At 66.5% G+C, this 15,342-nt stretch carries 12 protein-coding genes; 9 read left to right on the forward strand and 3 right to left on the reverse strand.

The window, feature by feature from the left end:
* On the forward strand, positions 1–993 hold a 993-nt coding region (locus tag ACTIGJ_RS14080; protein ID WP_439640957.1), incomplete at its 5' end, for a DUF1302 family protein.
* Between the two features lie 11 nt (positions 994–1,004).
* Positions 1,005–2,102: a WD40/YVTN/BNR-like repeat-containing protein gene (locus ACTIGJ_RS14085; RefSeq protein ID WP_439640958.1), complete on the forward strand. Its 1,098-nt coding sequence runs from the start codon at positions 1,005–1,007 to the stop codon at positions 2,100–2,102.
* Positions 2,103–3,216: 1,114 nt separating this feature from the next.
* On the opposite strand, the gene ACTIGJ_RS14090 is transcribed toward ACTIGJ_RS14085, so the two are convergent.
* Positions 3,217–4,410 (reverse strand): MFS transporter, encoded by a 1,194-nt coding sequence (locus ACTIGJ_RS14090; protein ID WP_439640959.1) that lies wholly within the window; start codon positions 4,408–4,410, stop codon positions 3,217–3,219.
* A gap of 299 nt (positions 4,411–4,709) precedes the next feature.
* Between ACTIGJ_RS14090 and ACTIGJ_RS14095 the strand changes: the two genes are divergently transcribed.
* Positions 4,710–5,846 carry a sensor domain-containing protein gene (locus tag ACTIGJ_RS14095; protein WP_439640960.1) on the forward strand — a complete coding sequence of 379 codons (1,137 nt, stop codon included), beginning with the start codon at positions 4,710–4,712 and terminating at the stop codon, positions 5,844–5,846.
* A gap of 1 nt (position 5,847) precedes the next feature.
* Here ACTIGJ_RS14095 and ACTIGJ_RS14100 read toward each other — a convergent pair whose 3' ends face one another.
* Entirely contained in the window at positions 5,848–7,218 is a 1,371-nt protein-coding gene (locus tag ACTIGJ_RS14100; protein WP_439640961.1) for a capsular polysaccharide export protein, LipB/KpsS family, read from the reverse strand.
* A 172-nt stretch (positions 7,219–7,390) separates the two neighbouring features.
* Here ACTIGJ_RS14100 and uvrA point away from each other — a divergent pair, with 172 nt between their 5' ends.
* From uvrA to ACTIGJ_RS14120, 4 genes are all read left to right on the forward strand, one after another.
* Positions 7,391–10,219, forward strand: coding sequence for an excinuclease ABC subunit UvrA (gene uvrA, locus ACTIGJ_RS14105; protein WP_439640962.1), 2,829 nt, complete (start codon positions 7,391–7,393; stop codon positions 10,217–10,219).
* A gap of 229 nt (positions 10,220–10,448) precedes the next feature.
* Positions 10,449–11,585 carry a Rieske 2Fe-2S domain-containing protein gene (locus ACTIGJ_RS14110; RefSeq protein WP_439640963.1) on the forward strand — a complete coding sequence of 379 codons (1,137 nt, stop codon included), beginning with the start codon at positions 10,449–10,451 and terminating at the stop codon, positions 11,583–11,585.
* 78 nt (positions 11,586–11,663) lie between these two features.
* The gene (locus ACTIGJ_RS14115; RefSeq protein WP_439640964.1) at positions 11,664–12,149 is read left to right on the forward strand and encodes a hypothetical protein; all 486 of its coding nucleotides are present in this window, start codon (positions 11,664–11,666) and stop codon (positions 12,147–12,149) included.
* A 201-nt stretch (positions 12,150–12,350) separates the two neighbouring features.
* Entirely contained in the window at positions 12,351–12,965 is a 615-nt protein-coding gene (locus ACTIGJ_RS14120; RefSeq protein ID WP_439640965.1) for a hypothetical protein, read from the forward strand.
* Between the two features lie 4 nt (positions 12,966–12,969).
* Here ACTIGJ_RS14120 and ACTIGJ_RS14125 read toward each other — a convergent pair whose 3' ends face one another.
* On the reverse strand, positions 12,970–13,866 hold the full coding sequence (locus ACTIGJ_RS14125) for a LysR family transcriptional regulator (protein WP_439640966.1): 897 nt from the start codon (positions 13,864–13,866) through the stop codon (positions 12,970–12,972).
* 135 nt (positions 13,867–14,001) lie between these two features.
* Here ACTIGJ_RS14125 and ACTIGJ_RS14130 point away from each other — a divergent pair, with 135 nt between their 5' ends.
* On the forward strand, positions 14,002–14,442 hold the full coding sequence (locus ACTIGJ_RS14130; RefSeq protein ID WP_439640967.1) for a hypothetical protein: 441 nt from the start codon (positions 14,002–14,004) through the stop codon (positions 14,440–14,442).
* A 98-nt stretch (positions 14,443–14,540) separates the two neighbouring features.
* On the forward strand, positions 14,541–15,329 hold the full coding sequence (locus ACTIGJ_RS14135; RefSeq protein WP_439640968.1) for an SDR family NAD(P)-dependent oxidoreductase: 789 nt from the start codon (positions 14,541–14,543) through the stop codon (positions 15,327–15,329).
* Positions 15,330–15,342: the final 13 nt, after the last annotated feature.

A 15,342-nucleotide genomic window follows, 5' to 3' on the forward strand; every position in this document is an offset into this window, starting at 1 on the left:
AACCGCAAGCTGATCGGGTTCAGCTTCAACACCACGTACGGCGAGTACAGCTATCAGGGTGAGATTTCCTACCGTCCGAATGTGCCGCTCCAGGTGGCTCTCGTCGACGTGGTGTTCGCGTCGTTCGGCCCGACCTTGACCCGCTGCCACGACGCCGCGATTGGCTGCGCTGGTGCGACTGCTACGCTCGGCTTCACCGAGAATGGTGGCAACACGTATACCGTCTACGACAGCTCGAATTTCGTCGACGCCAACGGCAACCAGCCGTACGGCGACAACATCAATCTGGTGGTCGGCGCGGCACCGGGTTCGGCCCGTTCGTTCCCGAACTTCATCACTCCGTATCGCGGCGGCACCATTGGTGAGAACGCCCCGAACTCATTCATTCAGGGCTGGATTCCGGGCAAGGTGCTGAATTACGTGTTCGGCGCCACGCGCGTGCTGTCAGCTTCGGAAAACTGGATCGGCGCTGATCAGGTCATCCTGCTCTACGAGGTGGCGGCTACGCATGTATTGAATCTGCCGAAGTTTGACCAACTGCAGATCGAAGGTCCCGGAGCTGCGTACACCCATGCTTCGGCCGGTGCAGATGGTTCGGGCGCGGATGGCTCGCGGCTCGCCTGTTCGACCAACATCAGTTGCACGGTCGGCCCGGACGGCTTGCGCTTCAACCCGTTCCAGGCCTCGCGTAACCAGTTCGCGCACAGCTTGGCAGGCGGTTATCGCGTGGTGAGCCGCATCAGCTACGAGTCGGTGCTGCCGGGTATCTCAATTCAGCCGATCCTGATTTTCCAGCACGACATTTACAACAATTCGCCGGGACCCGGTGCCAACTACGTCGAGGGCCGTATGCAGCTGAACTCGGTGGTCGAGATCCGCTACGAAAAAGCGTTGTCGATGAGCATTTCGTACAACGCTTACACCCGCGGCGGCGGTAACAATGTGTACCGCGACCGCGACAACATCGGCATCTTCTTCAAGTACCAGTTCTAAGCGGAGTTCTCATGCGCGCCACCACCGTCAAGTTGTCCGCTCTGCTTGTCGCTCTGTTCGCCACGCCCTTGTCGATGATGGTGACTGCTCAGGACGACATGGCAGCCGAGGCTTCGGCTGCTGGGGTGGGCGCCGCGAGTACTGACAGCGGGACTGACGGGGCCGCGGTCGAGGAAGTGGCACCAGAGACGCCGGCGGCCAAGCCCATGGCCGCCCGTCCGTCCGAAATGGCTGCCAAGGCGGCCAGCAACCCGCTGCTCAAGGTGGTCGGCACCGGCAAGCATTACGTTGCCGTCGGCGCTCGCGGCCACATCCTGACCTCGGCGGATGGCAGGGACTGGAAGCAGGTGGCGTCGCCGGTCGATGCACTGTTGACCAGCGTCACCTTCGCCGATGCCCGGCACGGCTGGGCGGTCGGCCATGACGCCACCATCCTCGCCACCACGGATGGCGGCGAGACCTGGAAGCTCCAGAACTTCCAGCCCGATCTTGGCAAGCCGCTGTTCGACGTGCTGTTTTTCGATCCGCAGAATGGCCTGGCGGTCGGTGCCTACGGCTTGATGCTTGCTACCACCGATGCCGGAGCCACCTGGGCGCAGGTGCCGGTCAACGCCGTCACCGAAGACGAGCGCCATTTCAATGCGCTGACCCTGCTCGGCGACGGCAGCCTCGTGGTGGTGGGCGAAGCAGGCTTGATCGGCCTCAGCGACGACCGCGGCCAGACCTGGACCAGGGTCGTCAGTCCCTACAAAAGCTCGTTGTTCTGCGTCATCGCGGCCGGCGACAAGGGGGCGCTGATCGGTGGCCTGCGCGGCAATTCGTTTTACACGACCGATGTAGCGGCCGGAGAGTGGTCGAAGATCAAAACCGGTACAGACCAGTCTCTGTTCGGCATGGCCGCGTTACCCGACAACAAAATCGTCATGGCTGGCCTCAACGCCACGCTGCTGGTCTTTGACGCCGCCGGCAAGTCCAAGCTGGTGCCAATCACCGACAAGTCTGGCAACAAGCAAACCGACACGCTGTCCTGGGTGATGCCGGCGCGTGACGGCACCGTGCTGTTGGTCGGCGATGTCGGCGTGCAGCGCCTGGATGCGACGAAGTTCTGAGCGTTGTTGCGCCGACGGCGAGTCAGGGAACACGGGGGTCAACTTTCAATGCGCCGCAACAGCCGTCGACCGTGGGCCGGGCGCTTCCAGGGCGGGAGCGGGCGTCCTGGACACCTGCATTCAAAAAGATTTATTGCGTTGCAAAAAATAAAACAATGGAAACGTCGACGGTCAGTCTCGAGCGCCTTGCGACGTACTCGGGACCGGGAGAGGCTGCAGTCAGACGCATCCTGGCGGACGTTGACGAACTCGTTCGAACACTGTCCGCCAACAAGGCGGACGCGTAGGCTTTTTGGACGCAGACCACTGCTCCACAGTGGCAGATGTATAAATGTACATCAGTCGCCGCTTTTGCGCGCCTGCCCGGTAGCGCCGCCAACGTCGGGGGGTCGAGCAATCGCTGCCGAAGTGGTGAGTGCTTGGTGTTCTCGCTGAGGGAACGTGCCAACCGAAAACGAGCCGCGACGCGTGGGTAGACGCTCAATTAATCCGTTTGGGGAGTCGGCCGGCTGGGCGGCTTGCCAAAAGGGTAGCTGGGCTTCCGCTGCGAACACTGGCTTCGGCGGTGATGGACCAAATGATTTCCGTTCTGAGCAACTCGCTGCCGCTGAATGCAGTTCACCTAGTAGCGTTTAGCTGTAGATAGGAAAATGCAAGTGCTGGACGACGTTTTCCTCAGCGGCTGGGGTCTTATTCAAAACTTTTAGGGGCACAGGCCATGCAACATGCGGCAGTCTAGGTAGTAAACCGTTCGACCTAAGGATGCTCTGATTAACTCCATCGGCGAAATGCCGCGACCAACATAATCAATGACTTATATCGGCGGTTCCGAGAAATTTGGGGTTTAATCAGACCTTCCCTAAGGCGGATCAGCTACCGAATGCGCAACCGAACCAGCACGCCCAGAAAGCTCAGTCACGCCTAAAAAACTAAGTCCCACAATGACGGCAACAGTTAATTACAGAAATATCAGCAAATTCATTTGCTTACACAGGTGATTTCTAGGGCTTTCCAACTTTAATTCACCACAGTGTCAGAAGTCCCAACTTATTTACAAAAAATATAAGGAGCCTACGGCCATCGGCTCCCAACTTGTTTTCGAATTACTCACTGCTCAAGTCGTGGGGTGCTGCCGGGGTGCGGCGAGCGGTTCTTCGCTGGCCTGCAGGCCGAACGCCATTATCAGCCAGATCGCGGCCAGCGCGGCGACCAGACCGTAGGTGCCGGCCAGGCCCCAGCGGCCCAGCGCTAGGCCGCCGAGTGAGCCGCCGGCGAAGCCGCCGAGGAACTGCGCGCTGGAATAGACGCCGAGCGCCGCGCCCTTGCGCTCCGGCGGCACCCGCCGCGAGATCATCGACGGCAGCGCACCTTCCAGGTAGTTGAAGGCGGCGAAGAACAGCAGCAGCGCGATCAGCAGGCCAGCCGCCGACATCCACAGCTCGATCGCCAGCAGCATCGACAGGCCGATCAGCGCCACCGCCGCGATGTACGCCGCGCGGCCCAGCCGGCGCCGTTCCACCACCCGGAACAGCGCGAACACCGGCAGCAGCGACAGCACCAGCAGCGGCAGCCAGACTTTCCAGTGCTGCTCGCCCGGCAGCGCCAGCGTTGACTTCAGCGCCAGTGGCGAGGCGACGAACACGGCGGTCATCGCCGCGTGCAGCAGGAAGATGCCGGCGTCCAGCCGCAGCAGCTGCGGATCGACCAGGGCGGCGCGCAGCGAGGCCGATTGGCCGTCCGCCGGCAGTCTCGGCGCCGCCGGCAGCCCCCAGATCACCAGCGGAATGCCGAGCGCGGCCAGCAGCGCGGTCAGATCGAAGATGCCCGGCACGCCGACCCAGCCGGCGACCACCGGGCCGAGCACCAGCGCGACGATGAACGACACGCCCATGCCGGCGCCGAGGATCGCCATCGCCGTGCTGCGCACCTGCGGCCGGGTGACATCGGCCAGCCAGGCCGACGCCGCGCCGGAGATCGCCCCGGCGCCCTGCAGCGCGCGGCCGGCCATGATCCAGTGGATGTTGTCGGTGGCGCCGGCCAGCGCGCTGCCGAGCGCGAACAGTGCCAGCCCGCCAACCATCACCGGCTTGCGGCCGATGCGGTCCGACAGCCAGCCGAACGGAATCTGCAGCGCCGCCTGCACCAGCCCGTACAGGCCCACCGCCAGCCCGGCCTGCGCGGCCGTGGCCGGCACCGGCAGCTCGCGGGCGTACAGCGCGAACACCGGCAGGATCATGAACATGCCCAACATCCGCAGCGCGTAGATCAGGCTGAGGCCGGCAGTGGCGCGGATTTCGTCGCGGTTCATGACGGGCTTCCAGGCACGCAGCGGCTGGCGGGGAGGCGGAGGGTGTCGCGGTTCATGGCGGACAGGCCCGGCGGATGGGGCGCGGGCCTCGGTGGCGGAAGGAGTGGGGCAGCACGGAACAGGTGACGACGCTGCGAGTGTTGATGGCGTCAACGCCAGATGGTTCCCGGCGGCGATGGCGGGGCGTCCGGCGCCGTCGCCGATCAGTCAGCAACGGGCGTGCCGTTACTATATCCGGCCCTCACCGCGTACAGCTGGGGTTCGCCATCGCGAACCCTGCGCTGCGCCTGCCCGCCCCGATGAAAGTCGTCTTTCCGTACATCGCCCAGACTCACCAGATTCCGCACAGCCTGCCGATCGCCGCCGAGCTGTCGATGCAGCGGCCGGACTGGGACATCCGCCTGGTCTGCTCGTCCGACGCCCAGGAACGCGTGGTCCGGCGGCTGGTGGCGCTGTACCCGCAGGCGCGGCTGCCGGTCGAGCGCTTCCGGCCCAACGCTTTCATCCTCTGGCTGCAGAAGCGGCTGGGCTCCGGCATTCCGGAGAAGTCGCTGACCTTGATCCGCAATCGCCGGCTGTTTGCCGAAGCCGATGCCGTGGTGGTGCCGGAGCGCACCTCGCTGATCCTGCGCAAGCTGTGGCTGCCGCGGCTGCGGATGATCTGGACCAACCACGGCGCGCCGGGCCGTGCGGTGACTTATGCCGACGACCTGATCGAGTTCGATTTCGTGCTGCTGGCCGGCGAGCGGCAGGCGGCGCGGATGCGTGAGCAGGGCACCTTGCGCGAGGGCCGCTACCACACCGGCACCTACGCGAAATTCGATCTCGTGGCCCGGCTCGATGCCCGCCGCCAGAAGCTGTTCGCCAACAACCGGCCGACCGTGCTCTACAACCCGCACTTCGAGCCGGAACTGTCGTCCTGGCCGCGCGATGGCTTCCGGGTGCTGGATTACTTCGCCGAATCGCGCGACTGGAACCTGATCTTCGCGCCGCACATCCGCATGTTCGACCGCCACCAGCCGGAGTGGCTGGCGAAGCTTGAGAAATACCGCAGCCTGCCGCACCTGCGCATCGACACCGGCAGCGATGCCTCGATCGACATGACCTACACGCAGGGCGCCGACGTCTATCTCGGCGACGTATCGAGCCAGATCGCCGAGTTCATGGTGCGACCGCGGCCCTGCCTGTTCATCAACAGCCACGGCGCGCACTGGCAGGGCAACCCGGACTATCTGTTCTGGGAGCTGGGGCCGGTGATCGACAACGCCGAGGCGCTGGGCCAGGCGCTGCGCGAAGCGGTGGCCAGCCACCCGCAGTGGATCGAGCGCCAGCGCGACTACTTCCGCGCCACCTTCGATGCCGAGCCGGATGCCATCGGCCGCTCGGCGGCGGCCGGCGCGGCGGCAATCGCGGCGTTCCTCGAACAGCCGCGCTGAATCAGGCGCGCGACAGCAGCGGCGCGGCCGGCTGCCGGTCGGCGTGCCGGGCAGGTGACGGCCGGACCGATTGCGACATGGCCAGCGGGTTCAGCAAGGCCCGGACCCGCTCGGCCACGGCGGCATAGCTGTCCGGGCGATGATCGAAGTAGGTGCCGAACGTGAAGAAATCGGCGAGGCAGTAGCGCAGCGCCGCACGCCGTGCCTCGGTTTTTACTGGCAGCCGGTCGGCGGCGTCGAGCGCGGCGCGCAGTTCCGACCGGTCGCGCACCACTTCGGCCAGCGCCGGCACGGCGTAGAAGCTGTTGCCGAGCGTGACCAGCGGCTTGTCGAGCAGGATCGCCTCGAAGCCGACGCTGGAATTGATCGTCACCACGAAGCGGGCGCGCTGGATCAGTTCCGTCGCCGGGACGTTGCAGATAAAGGTGACTTCCGGGAACTGGCGGATCAGCGCGTCGTTGCGGATCTGCGCCAGCCGGTCTTCCTGCGGATGGAACTTCACCACCAGCCGGCGCGGCGGCTGCATCTGCGCCAACTGGGTCGACAGCGCCGCGATCACCGCCGCGTGGTCGTTGCCCCAGACCGGCGAATGCAGCAGCAGTTGGGAATCCTTGCGGACCTGCAGCGGATAGAACACGAAGGGCTCGGCCGGCAGCGGCGGGTCCTGGTAGCCGGGCAACAGCGGTTTGCCGAGACCATAAGGCCGCAGCCGGTAGAACAGGGCATTCAGGCTGCGCGCCTGCCGGGTCTGCAGGTACTGCGGCGGGATCGCGGTGCGCACGACGCGCGACGGTGCGGCGCCGCGTACCGCCGCGATGATCGCGTCGAGCCGGGCATCGAGCGCTGCCGACGGCGGGCGCCAGGCAAGACCCTGGCGGATCAGCCGGGTCAGTGACGAATCCTGGTTCACGCCGTCGCGGTCGAGCTGCATCGAGCCGGGGAAGTAGCCGTGTTCGGCATGGATCACGGCGATGCCGCGTTGCCGGGCCGCGTGAATGGCCAGCGACAGCAGCCGGTTCGAGCCGTTCCAGACCAGCAGCGCGTCAATCGCCTGCGCATCCAGAAACGCTTCGATCTCGGCGTAGCGGCGGCGCGCCTGATCGAGCTTGCCGGCCGCGCCGCGCAGCTGCGCCTTGACGCCGATCGCCGCCCGCAGTTCATCGTCGGACAACTGCGCGCGCTGCGCGGGTTCAGCCAGCGAGGCCGGGAATACCGGAATGCCGGCGGACTGCGCATAGCGCCGCATCAGCAGCCGCCGCGACCAGTACTGGCAGTGGATCGTCGGTGCCAGGTGCTCGCGCAGGCCCAGAAAGAACGGCGCCTTCAGCAGGCCCATGTCGAAGATCGCGAGGTTCAGCGGGCGGGCGGTCATCAAGTGCGGCCGGCGGGGGAGGGTGCGGCGATCTTGCGCAGGCGCGGTGACAACGCCGTGACCGTGCGATGACAGCGCCGGCGGCGGTCCGCGCGGCGCAGCCAGGCGGCGGGCACAGGCGGGGGCGCCAATCCCGATATAGTTGCCGGTCCCTTTTTGACCCCTCCCGTCCATGGATTCGATCCGCATCCGCGGTGCGCGCACCCACAACCTGAAGAACATCTCGCTGGAGCTGCCTCGCGACCAGCTGATCGTCATCACCGGCCTGTCCGGTTCCGGCAAGTCCAGCCTGGCGTTCGACACGCTGTACGCCGAAGGCCAGCGCCGCTACGTCGAAAGCCTGTCCGCTTACGCGCGGCAGTTCCTGTCGATGATGCAGAAGCCCGATGTCGATTCGATCGAGGGTTTGAGCCCGGCGATCTCGATCGAGCAGAAATCGACCAGCCACAACCCGCGCTCGACGGTCGGCACGGTCACCGAGATCTACGACTACCTGCGTCTGCTGTTTGCCCGCGTCGGCACCGCCTACTGCCCGGATCACCCGCAGGTGGCGCTGGAAGCGCAGAGCGTCGCGCAGATGGTCGACCACGTGCTGGCGATGCCGGCCGAATCCGCGTGGATGCTGCTGGCGCCGGTGGTGCGCGGCCGCAAGGGCGAGCACGCCGAATGGTTCGAGCAGATGCGCGCCCAGGGCTTCGTCCGCGCCCGTGTCGATGGCAAGGTCTACGAGCTGGACGAGGTGCCGACCTTGAACCGCAAGCTGAAGCACGACATCGAGGTCGTCGTCGACCGCTTCAAGGTCAGACCGGACATCAAGCAGCGGATCACCGAATCCTTCGAGACTGCGCTGCGTCTGTCGGATGGCCTGGCGCTGGTCGCCCCGCATGGCAGCGACGCGACGCCGGACATCACGTTCTCCGCCCGCATGGCTTGCCCGCATTGCGGCTATTCGCTGGAAGACCTCGAGCCGCGGCTGTTCTCGTTCAATTCGCCGAGCGGTGCCTGCGCGACCTGCGACGGCCTCGGCCAGCTGCAGGTGTTCGACGCCGAGCGGGTGGTGACCCACCCGGATGCCAGCCTCGCCGAAGGCGCGATCCGCGGCTGGGATCGGCGCAATCCGTACTACTGGGCGCTGGTTTCGTCGCTGGCCAAGCACTACAAGTTCGATACCGACAAGCCGTTCCAGAAGCTGCCGGAGAAGGCGCGCAATGCGGTGCTGTACGGCTCGGGCGACGACAAGATCGCCTTCGAGTATCCGGACGAGCGCGGCAAGATCGTCACCCGCATCCACAAGTTCGAAGGCGTGCTGCCGAACCTGGAGCGGCGCTACAAGGAAACCGAATCGGTCGCGGTGCGCGAGGAACTGGCCAAGTACCTGTCCGACAAGCCCTGTCCGGACTGCCACGGCGATCGCCTGAACCGCTCGGCGCGCCACGTCTTCGTCGGCGGCAGCAGCCTGCCGTCGGTGGTCGCGAAATCGGTGCGCGATGCCGAAGTGCATTTCCAGCAGCTGAAGCTGCCCGGTCACAAGGGCGAGATCGCCGACAAGATCCTGAAGGAGATCAGCTCGCGGCTCGGCTTCCTGAACAACGTCGGCCTCGATTACCTGACCCTGTCGCGCTCGGCCGAAACGCTGTCCGGCGGCGAAGCCCAGCGCATCCGTCTGGCCTCGCAGATCGGCGCCGGCCTCGTCGGCGTGCTGTACGTGCTCGATGAACCGTCGATCGGCCTGCACCAGCGCGACAACGAACGATTGCTCAAGACGCTGGTGCACCTGCGCGACATCGGCAATACAGTGATCGTCGTCGAGCATGACGAGGATGCGATCCGCCAGTCCGACTACGTCGTCGACATCGGCCCCGGCGCTGGCGTCCACGGCGGCCAGATCGTCGCCGAGGGCACGCCGGCCGAGGTGATGGCCAACCCGAAGTCGCTGACCGGCCAGTACCTGTCCGGCAAGGTGTCGATCGAGGTCCCGAAGACCCGCCACAAGCGCGATCCGAAAAAGCAGATCGTCTTGAAGGGCGCCAGCGGCAACAACCTGAAATCGGTGACCGCCGAAATCCCGATCGGCCTGATGACCTGCGTCACCGGCGTGTCCGGCTCCGGCAAGTCGACCCTGATCAACGACACGCTGCTCGGCTACGCGGCGCGTCAGCTCAACAACGCCGGCACCCGCCACGCGGCCTGCGAGGGCATTGAAGGGCTGGAGCATCTCGACAAGGTCATCGATATCGACCAGTCGCCGATCGGCCGCACGCCGCGTTCCAATCCGGCGACCTACACCGGCCTGTTCACGCCGATCCGCGAGCTGTTCGCCCAGGTGCCGCAGGCCCGCGAGCGCGGCTACGAGGCCGGCCGCTTCAGCTTCAACGTCAAGGGCGGCCGCTGCGAAACCTGCGAAGGCGATGGCGTGATCAAGGTGGAAATGCACTTCCTGCCGGACGTCTACGTCACCTGCGATACCTGCAAGGGCAAGCGCTACAACCGCGAAACGCTGGAGATCCGCTACAAAGGCAAGAGCATCAACGACGTGCTCGAGCTGACCATCGAGGACGCGCTCGCGCTGTTCAAGCCGGTGCCGGCGCTGGCCCGCAAGCTCGAAACCCTGATGGATGTCGGACTTTCCTACGTCAAGCTCGGCCAGAACGCGACCACACTTTCCGGCGGCGAAGCGCAGCGCGTGAAGCTGGCCAAGGAGCTGTCAAAACGCGATACCGGCCGCACGCTCTACATCCTCGACGAGCCGACCACCGGCCTGCATTTCCACGACGTCGCCCAGCTGCTGAAGGTGCTCGACCGCCTGCGTGACGCCGGCAATACCGTGGTGGTGATCGAGCACAACCTCGACGTGATCAAGCGCGCCGACTGGATCGTCGACCTTGGTCCGGAAGGCGGCAGCGGCGGCGGCGAGATCGTCGGCGCCGGTACGCCGGAAGACATCGCCAAGATCAAGCGTTCGCACACCGGGCGCTTCCTGAAGCCGCTGCTGAAGGGCTGAGGTCGGTTGGCCCCCGCGTTCGGCACCGGATGGGCGCGGGGGGCCACCCGAGAATTGGGTGCTGTCATTCCGGCGGAAGCCGGAATGACGGAATCGGGCGGGCGTGGCCGTTGCGGCGCCGAGCCACGTCATCGTCCGGTGCCGCTGCCTCGAAAGCGCTGAACGGCAAGCCTTCGCAGACCCCGTGCTAGGCTTCTGCCCGAAATTTTCACCTCCGGAATGCCTCTCCATGTCCTCGATCACTGCCCTCCGCCGCCACGCACCCGCCCCGAAGTTCGAGGCTGCGGACCTGCGCAAATCCGGGCTCGATCCGAATTTCTGGTATCCGCTGGCGCGCTCGAAGCAGCTGAAGGCCGGCAAGTCGCTGGCGGTCAGCTTTGCCGGCGAGCCGATCGCGCTGGTGCGCCCCGAGAAGGGCGAGGTGTTCGCGCTGGAAGACCGCTGCGCTCACCGGCAGGTGCCGCTGACCATGGGTGTGGTCCGTGGCGAACGCCTGCAGTGCCACTACCACTGCTGGACCTACGACCGCACCGGCGCCTGCGTCAACGTGCCGTACCTGGATGAAGGCAAGCAGCTGCCGAATGGCGTGAAGAGCTATCCGGTGCGCGAGGCCTACGGTTTCCTGTTTGTCTACACCGGCGATCAATCGGCGCCCGGCTTTGCCGCCTTCCCGGATGTCTCGACCTTCGCCAAGGGCGAGTACAAGACCCGCACGCTCGACCGCACCATCGGCTGCCATTGGTCGTTCATGCACGAGAACCTGATGGACATGAACCATCAGTTCCTGCACCGCAGCCTGATGGGCTCGATCCGCGCCACCTGCCTCGATGTGCGCAAGGGCAACGGCTGGGTGGAGTGCGATTACACCTTCGCCCGCGCCGCCGGCAAGCAGCCGATCGGCGAGCGTTTCATGATCAACCGCAAGGGCGCGGCCAAGGTCGCCGACGGCTCGATCGACATGATGACGATCCGCACCGAATACCCGTACCAGACCCTGAAGTTCTGGACAGCGGGTTCGCCGAAGGACGAGCCGGCCCTGGATCTGTGGAACTGCTACTGGCCGACCGACGCCGAGCAGCGCAGGAACCAGACCTACGGCCTGATGATGATCCGCAAGCCGCCGATCCCGGGAATGATCCACGTGATCTGGCCGTTCATCGTCGCCTTCACCAACGGCATCTTCGGCCAGGACACCGAGATCGTCGAAGCCGAACAGGCCGCGTTCGACGCCCAGGGCGAGGACTGGAACCAGGAGATCTTCCCGGCGATCCAGGAACTGCGCGCGCTGCTGATCGACAAGAGCGTGCCGGTGCCGGCGTACGCGAAGGGCGGGGTGGTGAAGCTGGCGGATCTGCCGCGGGCTTGATCGGCACCGCTCGCGAGCGCGCAGCGAACGACGGAAAGCGCATAAGCCGCTGCGGCTGGCTGTAGGCCCGTCCCGCCGATGACCCCCGCCGACATTCTCAGCCTCCGCGACGCCCGCGCCCGATACCCGCAGCTGCCGGAACCCGCTGCGCTGCCGGCCGGCGACTACCGCGCCGTGCTGCTCGGCCCGGTCTGGTTCCGGCGTTTCGCAGCACTTGGGCTGGCGATCGGTGGGCTGCCGCGCTGGCACGGCAAGCGGTTCCGGGCCGATGGCAGCGGCGTGAACCTGCTGCGTCCGGCGACCGAAGGCGGGCCGCAAGTCGAACGTCTGGTGATGCAGCTGCGGCTCGATCGTTCGCCGCACGATGGCCGCGCCGTGGTGCGTGTCGGGTATGACGGCAGCGCCCGCTTCCCGTGGCCGGCCGTGGTCGATGAACTGCGGCGCTGGCCGACGGAGAGCGGCGAGGTCTGGCTTGGCATGGCGCGCACCGACTGGCGCTGGACGCGTGGCCCGTCGTGGCTGCGGCTGCCGTTCCTGCTGATCCGCGAGCAGCCGGGCGGCTGAACGGCTTGCTGCGTTGCCGGTCGACGGCGAGCCCCGGCGTCGGCCACCTTGCCGCCATCTTGCCGGGCAATTAAATCAATGCAATCAAACAGATTCGCATCAGGCTGGCGATAGGATGCGGCGCGCAGCGCAGTTCGCGGCCGGCGGAGACCGCTGCTCGAGATTGCGGCGCGCCCCTTCCGCCCCTGCTCCGAACCTTCCATGAACACCTTCACCATTCGTACTGCCGTCGCCGTTGCGTCGGCCTTTCTCGCCACTGCCGCTCATGCCGTGGTGGTCGGCGATCAGCTGGTCGCCAATCCGACGATGTCGGCGTACACGGTCACTCCCGGCAGCGGTTACCGGGTGCCGGACAACTGGGCCTGCACCAATTTCCCGCGCTTCAACCGCCGCTGCAGCTATCGGGATACCCGTCTCGGCATCGTGTCGAGCAAGCCGGGCAGCACGCCGAGCACGCTGCAGGCGGCGCCGGTGAATCCCACCTGGTGGCAGACGATCACGGTGCCGGTCGCCGGCCTGTACGACGTGCGGGCGGTAGCCAACAAGCTGCAGAGCAACACCACCGTCACCGAGGTCGCCAACCAGGCCCTCGTCATCAAGGCAGCGGGCGTCGAGGTGCTGAGCGTGCCGGACAGCGCGATGAGTCCCGGTCCGGTCGGCGTTCATGGGCCGAGCGTGACGATGAACCAGCTGGTGCGCCTCAACGCCGGCAGCAACACCTTGAGCATCGGCCTGCGCTATTCGGCGAACACCAACTACTACGCGGGCTACACGTTCTTCGTCGACAAGCTCACGATCCGCTACGTGTCGCCCTGAGCGCTCAGGCGGGTGTTGCGGCGGCACCCATCACCGATTCATCCAGTGCCGCCAGCCGGGTGCCGAAGAACTGCAGGAAGGCGCGCACCCGGGCGCTGCGGCGCAGGTCCGGGTGGGTGAGCACCCAGAAGTGGTAGGTGGTCGCGTTCATCGTGCCCGGCAGCCGTTCCAGCGCCGGGTCTTCCTCGCAGGCGAAGCAGGGCAGCGCCGCGCAGCCGAGGCCGGCGGCGGTGGCCAGCCGGATCGGCGCAAAGCTGTCGTAGCGCAGCCGGATGCGTGATTCCGGCACCTGCTCGGCCAGCCACTTGGCCTGCTGCACCCGCAGCATCGGGCCGTCGAAGCCGAGCCATTCGTAGTCGGCCAGCGGCCGGCCGCGCCCGGCCTTGTCCAGATAGCGGGTCGAGGCGTAGGCGGCGAACACGATCGGCGCGCAGCGGCGGCCGACCAGATGCGGCGGCGGGCGATCGGTGCCGCGGATCACCACGTCGGCCTCGCGCTTCGACAGGTCGACGATCTGGTTGGTCGAGGCGATGTCGAGCGTCAGTCCCGGATAGGTGTCGCGGAACTCGGCGAGCCAGCGCGGCAGCAGGTGCAGGGTCACGGCTTCGCTGGTCGACACTCGCAAGTGGCCTTCCAGCCGCACGTCGGTGCCCTTGATGCGGTTCTCCACACCCAGCGCCTCGCGTTCCATGCGCCCGGCGGCTTCAGCAAGCGCCTCGCCGCCGGGCGTCAGCCGGTAGCCGGCGCGCAGCCGTTCGAACAGACGCACTTCCAGCGCCTTTTCCAGCGCTTCGAGACGCCGATAGACGCTGGACGGGTTGACGCCCAGCGCTCGGGCCGCGCCGTTCAGGCCGCCGGCGCGAGAGATGGCCAGCACATAGCGGAGATCGTCCCAGTCCATGGCAGGGCGGCTGTTGATTGCAAAAATGCAAAAACAGAGTGCGTTAATTGCGGCTTCTTTTGCAACAGAGCAAAGCGCAGAGTGCACGCCATGAAACGCCAGCCCTTCGCGGCGTCGCAGCAAGGAGTCACTCAGATGAACACCCAGAACCTGAATTCGGAAACTCGCGGCACCATCCTTGGCGCCACCGGCCTGCCGCGCCGCGTGCTGGCCGATCTGTTCCGTCGCCGTGGCCTGTTCGGCCGCGATTCCCAGCTTGATACCGCCGAGCAGGCCGTGGTGCAGGGCCGCCTGCCGGCGATTGACGGCCTGGCGCCGCTGCCGGTTCCGGCGCTGCAGACGCCGCGCCTGAAGGCGCTGGCGGCCTACGTCGAGGCGCTGGTGGCCGGTCGCGATGCCAGCGTCGAGCGGGATCGCGCGCAAGGTGAGGGCCTGTCGCGGCTGGCGATCCTGGAAGCGGCGGTGACGGTCGACAACGTTCGCGCCGTGTTCGGGCCGCTCGCTGGCAACGCCGCTGCGGCGACTGTTGCCGGGACCCGCCCGCAGGTCGCGCCGCAGTATGCCCGCGCCGCCTGATCCGGCCGTCTTCGTCTCCTCGCGCAGCCACCCTGCGCTACCCTTCGGCGCGGCATCCGTTCCGGATGCCGCGCCTTTTCTTTTTCAACGGATTCCGCATGAAACTCGATCTCGAACAGAAGACCGCCCTGGTCACCGCCTCCAGCGGCGGCATCGGCCTCGAAATCGCCCGGGCGCTGGCCGGCGAAGGTGCGACGGTGGTCATCAACGGTCGCAGCCAGGCGGTGGTCGACGCGGCGATCGCCGATCTGAAGTCGCGCCAGCCGGAGGCCCGGCTGCGGCCGCTGGTGGCCGACAACGGCAGCGCCGAAGGTTGCGAGGCGACCATCGCCGCGCTGCCCGAGGTCGACATCCTGATCAACAACCTCGGCATCTACGAAGCCGTCGGCTTCTTCGACGAGACCGATGCCGACTGGCAGCGGCTGTTCGAGGTCAATGTGATGAGCGGCGTGCGCCTGGCGCGCCACTACCTGCGCGGCATGATCGCGCGGCGCGAGGGGCGGGTGGTGTTCATCTCCAGCGAATCGGGCCTGAATCCGGCGCCGGAGATGGCGCACTACAGCGCCACCAAGACCATGCAGCTGGGCATCGCCCGGGCGCTGGCCGAGCTGACCAAGGGCACCGCGGTCACCGTCAATTCGGTGCTGCCGGGCCCGACGCGGACCGCCAATGTCGAGAAGTTCATCGCCAACCTGTTCCCCGGCGTCGATCTCGCCGAGGCCGAGCGCCGCTTCATCGCCGAGAACCGGCCGACCTCGCTGATCGGCCGGATGATCGCGCCGAAGGAGATCGCCGACGTGGTGACCTTCATCAGCAGCCCGCGGGCGGCGGCGATCAACGGCGCGGCGATCCGCGCCGAGGGCGGGCTGGTGCGCACCATCGCCTGATCGATGGGCCGCG

Origin of the sequence: Nevskia sp. (genome assembly GCF_051860985.1) — a bacterium.
Taxonomy (GTDB): domain Bacteria; phylum Pseudomonadota; class Gammaproteobacteria; order Nevskiales; family Nevskiaceae; genus Nevskia.